The organism is Actinosynnema sp. NPDC004786, from assembly GCF_053601135.1.
This window is the reverse complement of the sequence record NZ_JBSGBG010000043.1, coordinates 1-16,931: the sequence shown is the minus strand read 5'-3', so window position 1 is coordinate 16,931 and position 16,931 is coordinate 1. Positions and strand designations below refer to the sequence as shown.

General features: G+C 70.4%; 15 protein-coding genes and 1 pseudogene. 9 read left to right on the top strand and 7 right to left on the bottom strand.

Annotated features, from left to right (window positions below):
• Positions 1 to 62 precede the first annotated feature (62 nt).
• Together ACWEFJ_RS30595 and ACWEFJ_RS30590 are read right to left on the bottom strand one after the other, a co-directional pair.
• Positions 63 to 362, bottom strand: a complete 300-nt coding sequence (locus ACWEFJ_RS30595) for a pilin (RefSeq protein WP_449715838.1) — start codon at positions 360 to 362, stop codon at positions 63 to 65.
• Between the two features lie 197 nt (positions 363 to 559).
• Positions 560 to 1,546, bottom strand: coding sequence for a hypothetical protein (locus ACWEFJ_RS30590; RefSeq protein WP_449715837.1), 987 nt, complete (start codon positions 1,544 to 1,546; stop codon positions 560 to 562).
• A 586-nt stretch (positions 1,547 to 2,132) separates the two neighbouring features.
• Here ACWEFJ_RS30590 and ACWEFJ_RS30585 point away from each other — a divergent pair.
• The 8 genes and pseudogenes from ACWEFJ_RS30585 (at position 2,133) to ACWEFJ_RS30550 (ending at position 9,749) form a co-directional block, all read left to right on the top strand.
• Positions 2,133 to 3,212 (top strand): hypothetical protein, encoded by a 1,080-nt coding sequence (locus tag ACWEFJ_RS30585; protein WP_449715836.1) that lies wholly within the window; start codon positions 2,133 to 2,135, stop codon positions 3,210 to 3,212.
• Positions 3,209 to 4,417 carry a TRM11 family SAM-dependent methyltransferase gene (locus ACWEFJ_RS30580; protein ID WP_449715835.1) on the top strand — a complete coding sequence of 403 codons (1,209 nt, stop codon included), beginning with the start codon at positions 3,209 to 3,211 and terminating at the stop codon, positions 4,415 to 4,417. The genes ACWEFJ_RS30585 and ACWEFJ_RS30580 overlap by 4 nt, the downstream gene beginning before the upstream one ends.
• A 122-nt stretch (positions 4,418 to 4,539) precedes the next feature.
• The gene (locus ACWEFJ_RS30575) at positions 4,540 to 5,775 is read left to right on the top strand and encodes a DNA cytosine methyltransferase (protein ID WP_449715834.1); all 1,236 of its coding nucleotides are present in this window, start codon (positions 4,540 to 4,542) and stop codon (positions 5,773 to 5,775) included.
• Positions 5,772 to 6,722 carry a hypothetical protein gene (locus tag ACWEFJ_RS30570; RefSeq protein WP_449715833.1) on the top strand — a complete coding sequence of 317 codons (951 nt, stop codon included), beginning with the start codon at positions 5,772 to 5,774 and terminating at the stop codon, positions 6,720 to 6,722. Before ACWEFJ_RS30575 ends, ACWEFJ_RS30570 begins: the two co-directional genes overlap by 4 nt.
• Positions 6,719 to 7,294 (top strand): VUT family protein, encoded by a 576-nt coding sequence (locus tag ACWEFJ_RS30565; RefSeq protein WP_449715832.1) that lies wholly within the window; start codon positions 6,719 to 6,721, stop codon positions 7,292 to 7,294. The genes ACWEFJ_RS30570 and ACWEFJ_RS30565 overlap by 4 nt, the downstream gene beginning before the upstream one ends.
• Positions 7,295 to 7,350: 56 nt before the next feature.
• Positions 7,351 to 7,919 (top strand): annotated as a pseudogene (locus ACWEFJ_RS30560) (deazapurine DNA modification protein DpdA family protein).
• Between the two features lie 150 nt (positions 7,920 to 8,069).
• Positions 8,070 to 8,468, top strand: a complete 399-nt coding sequence (locus tag ACWEFJ_RS30555; RefSeq protein WP_449715831.1) for a helix-turn-helix domain-containing protein — start codon at positions 8,070 to 8,072, stop codon at positions 8,466 to 8,468.
• Positions 8,469 to 8,540: 72 nt separating this feature from the next.
• Positions 8,541 to 9,749 (top strand): tyrosine-type recombinase/integrase, encoded by a 1,209-nt coding sequence (locus tag ACWEFJ_RS30550; RefSeq protein WP_449715830.1) that lies wholly within the window; start codon positions 8,541 to 8,543, stop codon positions 9,747 to 9,749.
• Between the two features lie 105 nt (positions 9,750 to 9,854).
• On the opposite strand, the gene ACWEFJ_RS30545 is transcribed toward ACWEFJ_RS30550, so the two are convergent.
• The gene (locus ACWEFJ_RS30545; RefSeq protein WP_449715829.1) at positions 9,855 to 9,995 is read right to left on the bottom strand and encodes a hypothetical protein; all 141 of its coding nucleotides are present in this window, start codon (positions 9,993 to 9,995) and stop codon (positions 9,855 to 9,857) included.
• A 177-nt stretch (positions 9,996 to 10,172) separates the two neighbouring features.
• Here ACWEFJ_RS30545 and ACWEFJ_RS30540 point away from each other — a divergent pair, with 177 nt between their 5' ends.
• Complete coding sequence (locus ACWEFJ_RS30540; RefSeq protein ID WP_449715828.1) at positions 10,173 to 11,195, top strand: hypothetical protein; 1,023 nt, start codon at positions 10,173 to 10,175, stop codon at positions 11,193 to 11,195.
• A gap of 69 nt (positions 11,196 to 11,264) precedes the next feature.
• On the opposite strand, the gene ACWEFJ_RS30535 is transcribed toward ACWEFJ_RS30540, so the two are convergent.
• From ACWEFJ_RS30535 to ACWEFJ_RS30520, 4 genes are all read right to left on the bottom strand, one after another.
• Entirely contained in the window at positions 11,265 to 12,143 is an 879-nt protein-coding gene (locus ACWEFJ_RS30535; RefSeq protein WP_449715827.1) for a hypothetical protein, read from the bottom strand.
• Between the two features lie 140 nt (positions 12,144 to 12,283).
• On the bottom strand, positions 12,284 to 14,149 hold the full coding sequence (locus tag ACWEFJ_RS30530) for an endonuclease/exonuclease/phosphatase family protein (protein ID WP_449715826.1): 1,866 nt from the start codon (positions 14,147 to 14,149) through the stop codon (positions 12,284 to 12,286).
• A complete protein-coding gene (locus ACWEFJ_RS30525; protein WP_449715825.1) occupies positions 14,146 to 15,324 on the bottom strand; it encodes a hypothetical protein in 1,179 nt (392 codons plus the stop codon). Before ACWEFJ_RS30525 ends, ACWEFJ_RS30530 begins: the two co-directional genes overlap by 4 nt.
• 24 nt (positions 15,325 to 15,348) lie before the next feature.
• On the bottom strand, positions 15,349 to 16,788 hold the full coding sequence (locus ACWEFJ_RS30520) for a (5-formylfuran-3-yl)methyl phosphate synthase (protein WP_449715824.1): 1,440 nt from the start codon (positions 16,786 to 16,788) through the stop codon (positions 15,349 to 15,351).
• Positions 16,789 to 16,931: the final 143 nt, after the last annotated feature.

The following is a 16,931-nucleotide window of genomic DNA, read 5'->3' as shown; positions in this document are numbered from 1 at the left end:
GGGTTCGGATGAGGGCACGTTCGGCTGGTGCCGGTGCGGCGCAGTGGGTGCGGCGGCCATGGTCAGGCCCCCACGATTCCCTGGAGCACGGTGACGACCAGCGGGGCGAGCGCGGCCAGGCCGTAACCGATCCCGGCCGACTTGAACGCCTGCTTGGCCTTCTCCTGCTCACCGGGGTCACCGGCGCCGAACACCCGACGCACACCACCCACCGTGAGGAACACCGTCGCCAGCCCGGCGAGGATGCCCATCAACCAGTTGCGGATGTTGTCGAGGACCTCGTCCACGGTGCCCGCGATCGCGAGCACCACGGTGTCCGCCTGGGCGACCGCCCCCGGGGCGAGCAGCACCAGCAGAACCATCGTGGCGAGCACGGGCACCCGACGAAACGCGCGCCCCCGAACCGCAGGAGAGGTCGGAGGGATCGCGGCCCACCGGCCGCGCGGGCCGGGGTCGGGGCAGGTGGCCGGACGGAGGTGTGAGCTGGTTGCGCGGTGGCCCGGTGCGGGACTGTCGACGTGTCGGTTGTCGACGTGGCGAGGAAGGACAGGGGTATAGGTCAGGCGCATCGCGACGCTCCGGGAGTCGAACCCGACGGCCGCTGCGGCGGCTCGGGCGAGGAGGTGGTGGGCGCGGGGGAGGCCGAGCTCCTCCCGCACCCGTGAACTCCGGAAAATCCGTCCTGCGGGGACACACGATCCCGCGATTTCCGCGGCGCGCGCTTCCGCAAGGCCGTCACGGTGCGCGACGAACCGGCGGTGCCGGTCGTGCGCCGGGCGGCGGTGGTGATGACCGTCGAGTCGACCGCCCGGGTCGCCGGATCGTCCTGGCCCGCGCCGGCGTGCGCGGTGTCGGCGGTGTCGTCGAGCAGGTAGGCGACGAGGCGGTGCTCGGCGCGCCGGCGCGCTTTCTTCACCGCCTCGTAGGACAGGTCGCGCACCGCCGCGGCGTCGGCCAGGGGCACGCCCTCCAGGCGGGTGGAGCCGATGAGTTCGGCCTCGACGGCGGTGATGGCGCCCTCGGCGACCGCGCGGGCCAGGACGAAGTCCGGGTGCCCCCACGGGGGTGGCGGCATGGTCGAGCGGAACCCCGGACTGAACGGCACCGGCCGGTCGAGTGCCTCGCGCACGGCCGCGTGGCCGGCGCGGTAGGCCGCCCACCGCAACCGCAACATGATGCGCGGCCGACGCAGGTCCACCACTCCGAGTTCGGCGACGAACCCGGCGAGCACGGCGGCGTGGATGTCACGGGGATCGCCGGCGAACTTCGCCGACAGCGTGGCGACGATGGAGATCAGCGCGGGCAACGCGACACCGACCGCACCGACGGTCCAGGTGCCGCCCTCGGTACGGGCGAGCAGGACCACATGCGCCCACACCGCGTCCCGCAGCGCCTGCGGGCAACGGCGGTGCAGCAGCCGGTCGCGCAGCTCGTCCAGCGGCACCCGCCGCGCCGGCAGGCCGGGGAACAACCGGCCGTCGACACCCACCGGGTGCGGGCCGACGACCAACCACTCGAACGCCGACCGGACGGCGTCCAACGGCATGTCACCACGCTCGAAACCCGAACGCGGAACGACGTCATACGAAGTCATGGAACAGCTCCCGAAACGAGTCGAAAACAACGACTCGCCCAGGACGCCACAGCGGGTAGTACCAAACACTTACCGAACTGGTACCGGACTAGTACCGCAAAAGTACCGGCGACCTTCCGCAGGAGCCTCGCCGATCACTCGAAGATCCACTTTCATGGTGGGCGTGATCATCGACTCTGTGTATTCAAGATCCTCGACAGCGCGGCGGTAATACCCTCCAACTGCACTTTGTCGAGGCCGGTACTAGTTCGATACCAGTCCGGTCATAGCGGTGTCCGGAGGCAGCGGCGCGGAAGCGACGAGTCGGGCCAGGCGACGACTCCGTGTCGAAAACCCACCGCCACCGTCTCGCGCGAAATCCGTCGACCCTCCTGGCATGCGCGAACGTAGGCGTAAGCCTTCGTCAGTTTCAACAGGGCGTGGAGTCATCCGGAAAAGAGGCTCGCCGAATGTCCCCGGAGGGCCTGTATTTCGGAGTTCTCGGGTGTCGTCACGTCCTGCATCGACAGGGCACGCCAGCCTCAGCGAGGGGGATCCCGTGACCCGATCCGAGCACTCCGACAGCCACCCATCCCGACGGCGCACCAACGCCAGTTCACCCCGCCCCGGCGGGCGGCGGGGCGAGGACCGTCGTCCCTGGCCGACCGCCCCGACCACCACCCGCGTCAGCCTCGCCAAGCCCACCAGGGACACCACCCGTTCCCGCTCGCGCGGCTCGGCCTCCACACCCACCCCGGCCACTGTCTGGACCGCCGCACACCCGATCGACCTCGACGCCACGTGGCCAGCGGCGCTCGTGGAGCGGATCGTCACGTCGTTCAGCCAGCCCGCCGCACAGGTCGTCCTGCTCACCTGGCCCACCACCGACGAGGAACCACCGGGAACCGTTCCGGCGGCGATCGACGGCGTCATCGACCACGCGCCGCGCACCGACCCGAACCGCGAACTGGCCGACGCCGTGCGCACGATCGAACACCTTGACCGGGCCGTGCGCGTCGAGCACGCCCCGACCGACCCGACCGTGACCCGCTCGGCCTCCCGCCCCTTCTGGGCGGACTTCGTCAACGACTCCGGCCTGGCTTCCGCAGCCGCCCCGGCTAAACCGGCGGTCGCCATCGAAGCCACCGCGCAGCACGACCGGTCGACGACCGCCGGCAGCGCGGACCTGGTCATCACCAGCCTGCCTCCACACCATTCCGATGTCCGCGCTGCAGACCTCGTCGCGCCGCAGGCGGCACGCCTGTTGCGAGCAGGCGGCATCCTCGTAGTGCTCACGCACTGTGACTGGATGACCGGTGAGTTGACCGATCCGACCGGTGCCGTGGTGACCGCCGGGCAGAACGCCGACCTGCTCTACCTCCAGCACATCGTCGCCGTCCACGCACCCGTCCGCGACGGCCGCCTCGACCTTGCCGACACGCCACCCGACCACCGCTGTGATGGCACGTCGGACCACTCCGACAGCGACGACGCACAGGGCCGTGCGCGGCACCGCGCGCTGGTGCGCGGACTGCCCGCACCCCATCGGCGCATCCACTCCGACGTCCTCGTCTTCGCCCAGCCGCACGACCACCGACCTCCGACGGACGTTCCCGTGCGGAAGGAAGACGTCCGATGAGCGCGCCGCGCACCTTCGACTCGGCCCGACCCGGTCCGTCCCGCCAGGAAGGCACGCCCGTGACGCGTCATCACGCCACCCGGACCTCCGCCGACACCGACGCGAACGCCCCGGCCGGTACCACCGACGCGATCGACGACGAGTCGACCCGGCACGTCCCGCGCACGCTCACCGACGCGCTCGACGCACCGCCCACCGCTGTGGACGACCCTGTGGATACGACGCCGGGCGACGGGCCGCGCGGCGACCGGTCCGAGCCGCCCGCGGTCTCGGTGTGGGCCACCGCGCAGAACGACGCGAAGACCCAGCGCAAGAACACCTACGTCCCGGGGTCGGCCGCGCATCCGGCCAAGATGCTGCCCGAGGTCGTCCGGCACGCCGTCGCCCATTACACCCGGCCCGGCGAGCTGGTGCTCGACCCGATGTGCGGCATCGGCACCACCCTCGTCGAAGCCGTCCGCCTGGGCCGCCGCGCCGTCGGCGTCGAGTACGAACCGCACTGGGTCGAGGTTGCCAACGCGAATCTCGACCTCGCACGGGAGCAGGGCCTCGACCACGACGCGCGGGTGTTCCACGGCGACGCCCGGCAGCTCGTGACGCTGCTGCCGCCCGAGTACGTCGGGCAGGCGGCGCTGGTGGTGACCTCCCCGCCCTACGGCCCGTCGACCCACGGTCGGGTGTCGGTCGCACCCGGAGCCGGGGTGCATAAGTACCACCATCGCTACGGCAACACCCTCGACCGCGGCAACCTCGCCAACATCGGCCACCACCGACTGCTGGCCGGGTTCACCCGCATCCTCACCGCCCTACGGACCTTCCTGAAGCCGGGCGGGCACATCGCCGTCACCATCCGCCCGTGGCGCGAGCACGCCGAGCTGATCGACCTGCCCTCCCAGATCCTCGCCTGCGGTCGTACCGCCGGGCTGATCCCGGTGGAGCGCAACGTCGTGCTGCTGGCCCGGGTCGCCGCCACCGATCTGGTGGCCCGCGGCAGCTTCTTCCAGCGCGACTTCATCCGCAAGCAGCGCGAGGCCGGGCTGCCGCTGCACCTGATCGCCCACGAGGACGTCCTCGTCTTCCGCACCGCCCTGCACAAGCCCGCCGCCGGGCCCGCCGCGACCGTAACCGACCTCGGGCGGTTCCGGACGACGCGGTCCGCCGACCACCGCGGTGACGGTCCCGCGCACGAAAGCCGGGCGGCATGACCCGGCACCGTTCACCCCGCTCGCCCCGTGCGCGAGCCGCACGTCCGCTCGCTTCCGCCTCGGCTCCGGCGAAGCCGCCGGGGCCGAGGCGAGACCTCTCACGCGCCGAAACCGGTCCGATCGTGGGGTCGCTGTGCACCGGATACGGCGGCCTGGACCTCGGCGTGCTGGCCGCGCTCGGCGGCGGCCGCATCGCCTGGGTCGCCGACCCCGATCCGCACATCGAACGCATCCTCGCCGCCCGGATGCCGGGCGTGCCCAACCTCGGCGACCTGCGGCACATCGACTGGACCGCGATCGAGCCCGTCGACGTGCTCGTCGTCGGGTTCCCGTGCCAGGACATCTCCGCCGCTGGCAAACGCGCGGGCATCGAGAAGGGAGGCCGCAGTGGACTCTGGGCCGACATCGTGGCGGGCCTTCGCCTACTACGACCGGCGCTCGTCGTCGTGGAGAACGTCGCCGCGCTGCGCTGGCGCAACGGCGGACTCCACCGTGTACTCGGCGACCTGGCCGAAGCGGGGTACGACGCGGCATGGCGTAGCGTCCGCGCCTCCGACGTCGGAGCCGCCCACCGCCGGGAACGGGTGTTCCTGCTCGCCTGGCTCCGCGTGCCCCGACACGGCCGGCCAAGCGGGGAAGGCGGCGACGCCGACCGCGCGCGACGGCTCGTCGGACGGCACCGCAGCCGCGGACGGCTGGGATGGCCCGACACCGCCTGCCCAGCCTCGTTTGCTGCCCACGCCGCGGGCGTCGGACACCGGCACGGTGGGCCGCAAGGCCGGGCGAGGGTTCCGGCCGCCGCTGTCGCAACAGGTGCTTTCCCTGACTCCACCGCGGGCGCTGCTTCCGACCCCGCGTGCCACGGACGGCACGAAGGGCTGCCCGGCGCAACGGGGCTCCAAGGGCGATCTGATGCTGCCCTCGGCGGTCCTCCGGCTGCTCCGACCTACCGCAGACCGCGCGGGAGGCGCCATTTCGTAGTGGTGCCCGATCCGACCTGCGGCCCCGTCGACGAGCCGACTGTCTGGTCGTCGTCCGCGCTCGTGGACTGGGGTGTCTACGAAGCGGCGATCCGTCGCTGGGAGGCAGTGCTCGGTCGCCCGGCACCGCACCCGACCCAACCCGGCACACACGGCCGCCCGGTGCTCGCGCCCGCCTTCGTCGAACACCTCATGGGCCTACCCGCCGGGTGGGTCACCGACCTCGGTCTGCCCCGCACCGCGCAGCTGCGGGCGCTGGGTAACGGCGTGGTCCCCAGGCAGGCCGCCCACGCGGTGTCGCTGTTGCTGGACGACCTCGCCCAGTTTCTCCACGCCGACCGCCGGCCGCGGGCCGGCGAGGAGGTGCCTGCGGCATGACCGCGCGAATTCCGGCGGTGCCCGATCGCGGGCCCGCCCTGCGACTGCTGTCCCTTGGGGCCGGAGTGCAGAGCACCACTGTGCTCCTGCTCGCCTGCGAAGGCGAGATCTCGCGCTTCGACTACGCGCTGTTCGCCGACACCGGCTGGGAACCCCGCGCCGTCTACGCCAACCTGCAACGACTGGCCACGTACGCCGAGCGCAAGGGCATCCCGGTACGCCGGGTCTCGGCGGGAGACATCCGCGCCGACGCCCTCGACCCCAAGCACCGGTTCGTCTCGATGCCGCTGCACACCCTCAACCCCGACGGCTCTCGAGGGCTCGCTCGGAGGCAATGCACCTCTGAATACAAGATCATTCCGCTGAAGAAGGCCGCCCGCGAACTGCTGGGCTATCCGCATCCCCTCCGGGTGCCGCGCGGGGTGTACGCCGAGCAGGCCATCGGCATCAGCGTCGACGAGATCGGCCGCGCCAAGGATTCCGGGCTGCGGTTCCTGCGCAACGTCTTCCCGCTGCTCGACCTCGGCTTCGACCGAGCCCGCTGCGTCGACTTCCTCGCCGAACGCGGCTTCGGCAACACGGTCAAGTCCGCCTGCGTCGGATGCCCGTTCCACGGCAACGCGGGCTGGCGCTGGATACGCGACCACGACCCGGACGGCTGGGCGGAAGCCGTCGAGTTCGACCACGCCATCCGCCACGGCTACCCCCACGCCACCACGCAGGGCCAGCAGTTGCGCGGACAGTACTTCCTGCACCGTTCCTGCCTCCCGCTGGACCAGGTCGACCTCGACGCCCCCGCGCGAACCCGACGCCACCTACGGCTGATCACAACGAAATCGGACAGCGCGGAGGACGGCGACCCGGACGGCTGTTCCCCGTGGTCGTGCCGCTCCGGCGAACCGGCCGCCACCCCGGCGGCAACGACCGCCGGGCAGCGTGTGGCATGAGCGCCGCCACGAGCTCTGCGGCCGATCGTGCGCGGCCGCCGGGCGTGTCGTCCGCGACGAGGCGTCGCCCGGTGCTCGCGGCAACGACCATGGCCGGATACCTGCTGTCGGTGATCGCCGCCAACGTCGCCTCGGTCACCTGGCCGCCGATCCTCGTCGCCGGGCTCCTCGTACCGGCGGGCACCCTGGCGGCAGGCGTGAGCCTGACCGGCCGGGACCTGCTGCACGACGTCCTCGGCGTACGCGGGGTGGCCGTCGGCATCGTGGCCGCGGCCGGTTTGTCCGCCGTGTTGGCGACGCCGCGGATCGCGGTGGCCTGCGTTGTGGCGTTCACCGCCTCGGAGATCCTCGACACCCTCGTCTACGCGCGGCTGCGCCCACGTACCCGACTGGGCGCGGTCGCAGCGTCGAACCTGGCCGGTCTCGTGGTCGACAGCGTGCTGTTCGTTCCGCTGGCCTTCGGCGACCTCACCGCCATTCCCGGACAGATCGCGGGCAAGACGGCCGCCACCGTCCTCACCCTGGCCCTCCTGCACGGCACCGGCATCGCCCGACGAACGGCGACGTCGTGAAGTTCTACCTGGGCACCCACCAACCGTCCTGGCTGGCCCTCGACCTCGGCGTGCCGATGCTGGTCAGCCACCGACGCCTGGCCGACCGCCGAAGCCTGCCGCGCGCCAGCGGCCCCTGGGCACTGGACTCGGGCGGATTCACCGAACTGTCCCTGCACGGCCGCTGGCGCACCGACCCCGCCGCCTACGCCACCGCGGTCCGCCGCTACGTCACCGAGATCGGGAACCTCGACTGGGCCGCACCCCAGGACTGGATGACCGAGAACCACGTCTTCGCCCGCACCGGACTCAGCCTGCGCACCCACCAACACCGCACCGTCGCCAACTACCTGCGGCTGCGTGACCTCGCCCCCGACCTCCGATCATCCCCGTCCTGCAGGGCCAGTCCGTCGACGACTACTACCGCTGCGCCGACCTGTACGAACGACACGGAATCGACCTCGCCGCGCTGCCCCTGGTCGGCGTCGGCAGCGTCTGCCGCCGACAACACACCGCCGACGTCGAACGCATCATGCGCTCCCTGGCCGACCGGGCACTGCGCCTGCACGGCTTCGGCGTCAAGCTCACCGGCCTCGCTCGCTACGCCGACGCCATACCAGCTCGGACTCGGCGTCCTGGAGCCTGACCGGCCGCTACACCCCCGGCTGCACACCAAGCCACCGCAGCGAATCCAACTGCCTCCGCTTCGCACTCACATGGCACGACCGGGTCCTGCAGTCCCTCACACGCGACCCGAACCGACACCACCACCGCCCGCAACCCCCGCGAGGACACCATGAAACCCGCACGACGAGTCCCCGGCCGCCTGCGTCCCTCCACCCCGCCACCAGCCGGCCCGCCGACCGCAGACCCGCCGGCCATTCGCCCACCCCGACCTCCGGCACCGGAACAGGATCCGATCGAACCCGACCTCCCCGTCGCAGATTCGCGGCCGGAGACCACTGACCCCGGTGACACCGCGCCGATCCTCTACACACCCGAACAAGCCGCCGCCATGCTCCAGGTCCGCCCCTCATGGCTGCGCCGCCGCGCCGCAGCCCGCGCCGTCCCCTGCCGCTTCCTCGGCAAACACCTCCGCTTCGCCAGACAGGACATCGAGGACATCGCCTCCGCCAGTCGCCAGGCACCCGCCGGCACCGTCACCCGATACGGGAAACCACCACGACACGCTTGATCGTCTCCTGCGGACAATGCATCCATATGTCCGTCAACAATCCGCATCGAAACGCCTCGAAGGATCACATCAATGGCCTACGCGGAAAAGTCGGGCAACAACACCTGGCGTGTCCGATACCTGCGCGACGACGGCACCCTCGGCTCCCTCTCCGGATTTGCCAGCAAAAACGACGCGGAAGACGAGGCGCGCCGGATCAACCGGGAGAACAACGGCGGACACACCGTCGACCCGGCCGCCGGCCGAATGCCGTTCGGCGACTGGGTCGAACCGTGGTTCGGCTCCATCGACGTCGCCCCCACCACCCTCGCCCAGTACCGCAGCCTCGCCCGCAACCACATCGTCCCCCGCTGGGGCACCGTTCCGTTCGACAAACTCGGCAACCTGGCCGCACACACCTGGGCCGCCCAACTCCGCTCCGCCGGACTGGCCCACAGCACCGTCAAGACAATCATGAAACTGCTCAACATGATGCTCGCCGACGCCGCCGACGAAGGCATCATCCCAGCCAACCCCATCCGCCCCCGACGCCGAGGCCGACGCCGCCACCACCGCGCCCGCGAAATCCTTTGGGCCACCCCCGAACAGGTCTTGCGCATCGCCCTGCAAGCCGCGACGCTCGTCGGCGACTGGGCCGGCGTCCTGTTGATCAGCGCCGCCTACACCGGCGCACGCTGGGGCGAACTCGCCGGCCTACGACGCTTCAACACCCACCTCGACGACGGCTGCTTCGTCATCGACCCCGACATCGGCGCCCTGCACGAAGTCGACCGAACCCTCGAACTCGGACCACCCAAGACCGCCGAGTCCGCCCGCACCATCACCCTCCCACCGTTCCTGATCGACCTGTGGCGTACCCACCTCGACACCCACGACCACCCGCACGTCTTCGTCACCGCCGAACGCCAGCTGCTCCGCCGCTCCAACTTCTCCCGCCGCGCCATGCGCCCCGCCGCCGACGGCAACCACCACCGCACCGACCCACCCATCCGCGTCCACCCGGTCAAACGCGGACTGACCTTCCACGGACTGCGCCACAGCCACAACACCTGGATGATCGCCGACGGCATCCCCGACGTCGCCCGCGCCCGCCGACTCGGCCACAAACTCCCCGACAAGATCCAACAAATCTACGACCACGTCGCACCCGAAATCGAAATCAAACTGCTCGATCACCTCCAGCAGCGCTGGACCAGCGCACTACACGAAATCATCCAGGACGTCACCAATATGCCGGGCGTCGACCCGATCACACGGGCACTGCTCCGGCCCGCCGTATAGCGGCACACAGTCGCCTCCGCGCTACACGCGGGAAACGGCCCTCGGTACCGGGGTCACGGTCGGGGAAAACGAATACCACGCACACCGAGGGCCGTCCCGTCCCACTCAAATCGACAGCCCGTCGGACTCGACGTCCACATCGGCGAAGGCGTGCCCGACGTTCGGGGCGGCCGCCCCGAACGAGCCGACCGTGCCGGAGTGCCGTCCGCAGTCCCGCACCGAACCGCGGCCGAACGAAGGCACCATGCTGCGAGGCGGCTCCTCCGGCGCCCCATCGCTCATGGCACCGGCCCGGCTTGAGCCGTTCCCGCACCTGCCTAGCCCTCGGTCGCGGCCGCGGGGGGCGCTGTTCTGTCGGTGGGGCGGCCTACCCTGCGTTGAAGGACCGGGCAGGACTGGCTATGCGGAATGCGGAGCTGCGTCATGACGACTCGCGTGCACTACGTACCCGAACAACGCGACATGGACCTGTCGGACCTCTCGTCCGCCGACTACCAGTTGATCACCGCGCTGCACCGGCAGATCTCCAAGGGTGATCGCGTCCTGCTGTGCCTGCAGGACGCGCTGCCCGGTCGCGACGAGCTCCTCATCCGCGTGCGCGACGGGAAGTACATCGCGGCGCACTTCCCCGGTGACGCGCACGACGGCCATGTCATCGCGGTGGAAAGCGATGAGCACAAGCGGCAGAAGGAGTACTGGTACCGCGCCGCCCGCGACGCCGGGTACGACGCGTGCACCGAACTGACCACCGACACGGGGTCGATTCTCGACGTCGCCATCCGCGGACCGCGCCCCACCGGCATCGAGGTACAGCGCTCACGGATCGCCGTCACCACGGCCGTCAACCGGACCATCCGGTCGCATCGCGCCGGATGGCTGCCGGTGTGGTTCGCCGATGCCGATCGGAGTCCGAAGTGGCTCCACAGGGTTCCGTCAGTGGGCTGCAACCGGATCTCCTGGGACAACCTGCCGCCCCGGCGGGCGGCCACCGCGACCGGACTGCGCAAGATCCGTGCCGCCCGCTGCACCATCACGGAATTCGACCACTGCCCCGCCAACGGACGAGGGCACTGCGGCAGGCACCACCCCAAACCTGTTCCCTGGCCGACGCTGACCGTTGACGACGTCGCCGAACTGATACCCAACGAGCAGGCCGTCCCGCTGGCCTTCACCTCCCAGCGCGTCTATCTCGTTCCGCCCGAGGGCGCCGCGCTGTTCCGCCAGTTGACCGGCACCACCGGCGACTACCAGCCCGCCCAACAGCCCCAACCACGCCACCCCAGGACGGCAGAGTCACGCGGCTGCGACTACCCCAAGCACGAAGAAGCCGCGGTGATACAGCGTCCGCCCTGGCCGCGATGCCGCTGCGGCAACGAGATGTACCTCCTTCAACCCGGCAGGGAACTGTGTGAACGCTGTCGGTCGACCACACTCGCCCCCCTGTGACAGCACCGTTGGCCGGGACGGGTCCGATGGTGAACAGCCGACTCACCTCTACGGATGGGTCGTCATCGGCTACCCGGCGGTCACGACCGCCCGAGGCGGTACGGACTCCGGATCCCGGGTCGGGGCGTCCCCCCAGCCGGATGCGCCGAGAAGGCTGTTGTTGCGGCGGCGGATGCTGGCGGGGACGGTGGTGTTGTAGACGGCGATGAAGTCGATCTCGTCTTCGGTGACGTCGGCTTCGTCGTAGGTGTGCAGGACGGTGAACCAGACGTTGAGCAGGCCGCTGAAGTGGACGGTGAGCCAGGTGAGTTCGACGAGCATGCCGGTGGCGTAGGCGTTGTGATAGGCGGGTGTGTCGGTGCCGGGGTACTGGTCGAGGCCGTGGGCGGCGATGGCGGCGGGTGCGTGGTCGAGCAGGACCTGGTGGGTGTGGTGTACGTGGTCGTCGGTGACGGCGTGGGGGTGGGCCTGGGTGGCGGCGGCCAGTCGGAGGCAGGCCAGGTGCAGGTCGGTGTAGGGCGGGGCGTCGGGGTGGTCGAAGGTGGGGTTGCCGTGGCCGTCGACCAGGCGCAGGAGCATGGCCTCGGCCTGGCGGGCGCGGGTGTCGGGGTCCGGGTGGGGGAGGTGTTCGGAGAGGGTGTTGTAGCCGATGACGGTGTGATGGGTCATGGAGTAGCGGCTGCGGTTGAGCAGGCTGACGGTGTTGATGACGAGTTCTTTGGTGACGCGGTCGAGGAAGCCCGAGGTGGGATAGCGGACGGTGCCGCCTTGGGTGGTGTCGGGGTTGGGGATGTCGGTGAGCTCGCCGGTGTCGAAGATGATCGAGTTGGCGTAGGGGACTTCGGTGATGGCCAGGGTGGGATGGTGGGCCATGGTGCGGAAGAGGTTGCTGGGGATGCCCCAGGTGGCGATGCTGAGGTCGTAGGCGGCTTCGACGTCGGGGTTCATCCAAGCGCGGGGCAGTGGTGGGACGCGGGTGCCGGTGGTGGGGATGACGAGTTCGTCGGCCATGCGGGGTTCCGCCCTTCTCAGTGACGGGGTGGTCGTCTGGGGCGGTGGGGACCGGGTTCCCGTCGACGCCGACGCGTCTACCGGGTGTGTGGCTGGTGGATGTGCAGTCGGACGATCTGGGGGTCGTGGTCGCTGACCTGGTCGTGGAACTCGGTGTTGACGTGGACGATGTCGTAGTCGTGGTCGGTGTGGGTCAGGCGCGGGCTGAGCAGGATGTGGTCGATGACCTGGCCGTTGCCCTGGTAGATGTAGGTGTAGCGCTCGTGTTCGGGCAGGGTGGTGGGCAGGTCCAGCAGCCCGAGGTCGGTCAGGGTGCGCACCGGCGGCGAATACTCGGTGTCGTTGAAGTCGCCGGCCAGCAGCAGCCGGGCGTCCGGGTCGCGGGCGAGCAGGTCGCGGGCGAAGTCGGCCAGGACCGCGGTCTGCCCGCCGCGTTGGACGCGGCTGGGCGTGCGGGCCGGTTGATGGCGGCCGAAGATGGGGTCGTCGCCGCGCTGCGAGCTGAGGTGGTTGGCCACGACGATCAGTCGGGTGCCGCGAAAGTCGAACTCGCCGGCCAGTGACTTGCGGGTGTGGGCGAAGGCGGGGTGGCCGGGGTCGATGCGGCCGGGGCTGATGCTCAGGCCGCCGTCGGGGGCGACGTGGACGCCGGTGGTGGCGTCGCCACCGGGCCGGTCGACGAAGGACAGGCCGATGTCGGTGCGGAACAGGAACCCCACGCGGATGTTGCCGCCGGGGGCGCCGCCGTCGGCGCCGTCGAGCGGGTCGATCTGCCGGTGGTCGTAGCGGGGGCCGCCCGCGGCGACGATGGCGTCGATCAGGGTCTGCCAGGTGCGGGCGGCGGTGGTGGTGCCGGTGTCGGCGGGCCCGTCGTCGTCCTGGATCTCCTCGACGATGACAATGCCCGGGGATGCGAGGTTGGTGTGGATGGTGCGGGCCAGTTCCGCGACCTTGCCGGCGGGGGAGACGGCGGAGAGGTTCTCCACGTTGAACGTGGCCACCGACAGCTCCCCCTCGCCCGCGGGGGTGGCGGTCTGGCGTTGGAGTCCGGCGGGGGTGCGGGTCAGCGGTGTGGTGGCGGGGATCTCGTAGGCGCCGTAGCGGTAGTCCAGGACCCCGCGGGCGGTGGAGAGCCGGTCGCCGACGTCGATGTCGTCGGGCACCGCGCCGGGCGTGATCGCGCTGGTGAGGATGAGGCGTTCGGGGTTGCGGTCGTGTTCGCGGGCGGGCAGGGCGCTGCGGGCGCTGAGGGCGGTGACGGCCGCGCCCCGGTCGGCGACGACGGTGACCCGGTCGACACCACCCGAGCCTGCGAGGGTGGGCGACACCGCGACGGGGGCCTGCACGGCGACGTACATGCCCTCCAGGGACTCGTAGAAGTCCAGCCCCTGGGTGGCGGGGTCGAAGACACCGCCAGCGGTTTCGACGTCACCGGTGGTGTTGTCCTTGACCACCGCGTCGGGCGGGACCCGGCCGCCTGCGCCGATCAGGGTCGGTTCGGGCAGCCCGTGTCGTCCCAGCCGGTCCACCGTGGCGGGGCCGTCGATCCGGGTGACGGACAGGTTGGTGTTCTCGGCGGTGTCGCCGCCGCCGCGGTGCTCCTGCACGGTGCCGGAGACCAGGACGTGGTCACCGGGCCGCAGGTCGGTGTCCTCGGCGACGACCTGGACCGCTTCGGAGGTGGCCGGATCTCCGTCCGGGCTGGTCGACTGCAGCCAGAACAGTTTGCGTCGCGGGTCGGTGGCCACGACCACGCCCCGCACGTTGGTCACCGCCTGCCCGACCAACGGCGAGCGGTGTCCGGCGCCCTGCACGTCGTGCACCTCCACCTGCCCGGCGATGAACGACCCGGTCGGAACAGCCCATGCGGTCGACGGCCACAGCAGCGCCGCCGCCACGCCGAGGACGAGGGCCTTGCCGTGTCGTGAGCGGGTCGTAATCACGGTGCCCCCTTCGGGGTGAGCGAGTCGGGTGATCGGCGTGGTGCGACGACCTGGTCCGGTAGGACCCCGAACGGCCAGGCCACGTCCGCGGGCCTGCCCTCCAGCACGATCTCCCCGTCCGGGGCGGTGAGGGAGCGTGCCGCGCCCGCCGGAGCGGCGTCGGCGCGAGTGGCGGGTTCGACGACCTCGTAGCCGGGGTGGGTCTCGTGCTCGGTGTCGGCGAGCGAGAGCTGGCGGCCGTCGAAGAACCCTGCCATCTCCTCGCCCAGGCCGTAGGCGGTGTCGCGGCGGCGGGCCTGGTTGAGCCGGTGGTGGATGTTCCACTCGTCGTGGGCGCCCAGGCTGAACGACGTGCTCGCCCTGGTGCCGTAGTAGACCAGGAACGCCCGACGGCGCGCTTCGTAGACGAGCGCGTCCCCGGGCCGTGTCGGGTCCAACAGGCGGCGGGTGCCGCCGTCCTCGACCGTGGCGAAGTCGAGCAGGAACTGCCGGTCGGTGCTGTAACGGCGGGCGAAGTAGCCGTCGATGCGGTCGGTGAGCGAGTCGCCGCCGCTGCGGCGGGCGAAGAACTCCCGCGCGTCATTCGGGCCCAGGAAGTAGTAGGCGTCGAACGCGCCGCCGAGTTTGCGGTCCTTGCGGGCGGGGTCGGCCAGGTAGTCGTCCTCGATCAACACCCGCGACCACATCCGCATGTAGTCCCCGCCGGTGGGTTGGGCCTGCCGCAGCAGTCCTTCCAGGGTGAGGCCGGGGTACTTGTGCTGCAACGCCTGGATGTGGCGGGTGATCAGACCGGTGCCCTGCCGGGACTCCAGCTGGTAGTCGGCGGGGTTGAGGAAGAAGAACCGTTCGCCCCACTCGTCGGTGAGCCGCCGGGCGGTGTAGTGGGCGATGTCGACGTTGGTCGCGAAATGGCCGCCGCCGCGGGAGCTGATCGGGCAGCTCAGGTAGACGACCGCCCGGCCCTCGGCGTGCGCGCGGGCCAGGTCGGACTTGATCAGCGCGGTATGGAGCTCGAACACGTCGAACCACGCGCCGGTGTGCCAGGTGAACTTCATGATCGGCCGCTCGGGCACGGGATACCCGGTCTCGGTATCCGCCGCGCCCAGGTCGCTCGACGCGATCGGCCGGCCATCGGCGACGGCGGGGCTGCCGGTGGTGCTGTGGGTGTCGGTCATGGTGATCGCCTTCCGTGTCCGGGGTCAGTACGGCTCGAGCTGGCCGTACTCGTCGGCCCAGTACACGGTGGTGATGTCGGGGAAGTTCTCCTGCAACCTGGTGACGGCCTTGTCGATGCCCTCCAGGCCCTTCATCTTCTTCGGCAACCACACGTAGCCGCCCTGCTCGGGCGGCACCAGCCCCTGCACCAGCTGCCGCATCATCACCTGGTCACGCCGCGACGCCACCGGATCGTCCTGGCCGGGCGGCTGGGACGGGTCGCGCCGGATCGCCGACGCCCCGCCGCGGGTGGACACCTGGTCGGTGCCGGGCACCAGCCGCCAGATCTGCTGGGCCTGGTAACTCTGCAGCGACCCGGCCAGATTGGCCTCCACACCGCGGTAATGGCAGTAGTCCACGAAGAACCGGATGTCCTCCACCGACAGAATGCCCTTGCGGACCAACGCCTCCGCACCGATCCCGGTCACGTCGAACCGGTTGAAGTCCACGATCGACGGCGCGGTCGCGTCCGTGGGCTCGACGGGCTCGGTGGTGTCGACCAGGCCGACCCGCGCCACCTTGAACAGGATGCTGGTGTCGAGCATGATCCCGTCGGCCCCGGAGTCCGCGGTGGCGTCGACCATCTTCTTGATCGCCTCGCGGTCGGTCCGCTCCGCAGGCGTCAGCCCGAACTCCGAGTGCGGGAACGGATCGTTGATCTTCACCTTGGTGGTGTCCGACCACGAGGGCAGCACCGCCGCCGCGACGAGCTCCTCCAGCGTGGGCCGGTGGTCGAACAACGGTTTGCCGTCGGCGTCGGTCAGGTACTGGTAGAAGTCCAGCAGGTCGATCATGTCGTCGACCGGCGAGGCCAGCGTGGTGGGGGAGAACTCACGCAGCGCCACCAGCTCCCGCAACACCAACGGGTTGTGCTTGCGTTCCCGCCACAGCCGCAGGTCCTGGGCAAACAGCACCGACATGACCTGGGAGTGGCTGAACTGCTCGGTGCGGTTGAGCGTGGTCACGACCTCGCCCAGCACCTCCCGCAGGATCGGCAGGTACATGCCGTCCAACCCCACCTTGATGATGTTGCACGGGTGCACCCTCGTGCCCATCGACACCGCCACGCCCAACGCCGCCTGCGACGCCTTGCCCGCGATCTCGTACGGCGACTTCTCCACCGCGTGCCCGGTGTCGGTCCGCCGGAACAACAACTGGTCCTCACCGATGTTGGTGCTCAACTGCACCTCGTGATCACGCGTGTAGTTCAACACCGCGTCCGAGATCGTCATGATCGCCTGCGGCTTGATATTGCCCAACGCGCTGCGCGGATCCTCACTGTCCACGATCCGCGCACCACCCAACACCGCCTCCCTCGCCTCCTGCGGACTGAACACACTCACCAGCAACTTCCTGTTGTGCTGCCGATCGACCACACCACCGGCCACCGCATCCGTCACGGGAAACACACCCTTCTGCTCCATCCGGGCAATTCGACACGATGCAAGCAACACATCACCGCGCCGCCAAATGGGCCCTGACCCTTGATGTTGGACACCAGACACACTTGGATCCTGACGATCCGGGTGGACAGGAGTCCCGTTCAGATGGTGATGAAGCACTACCC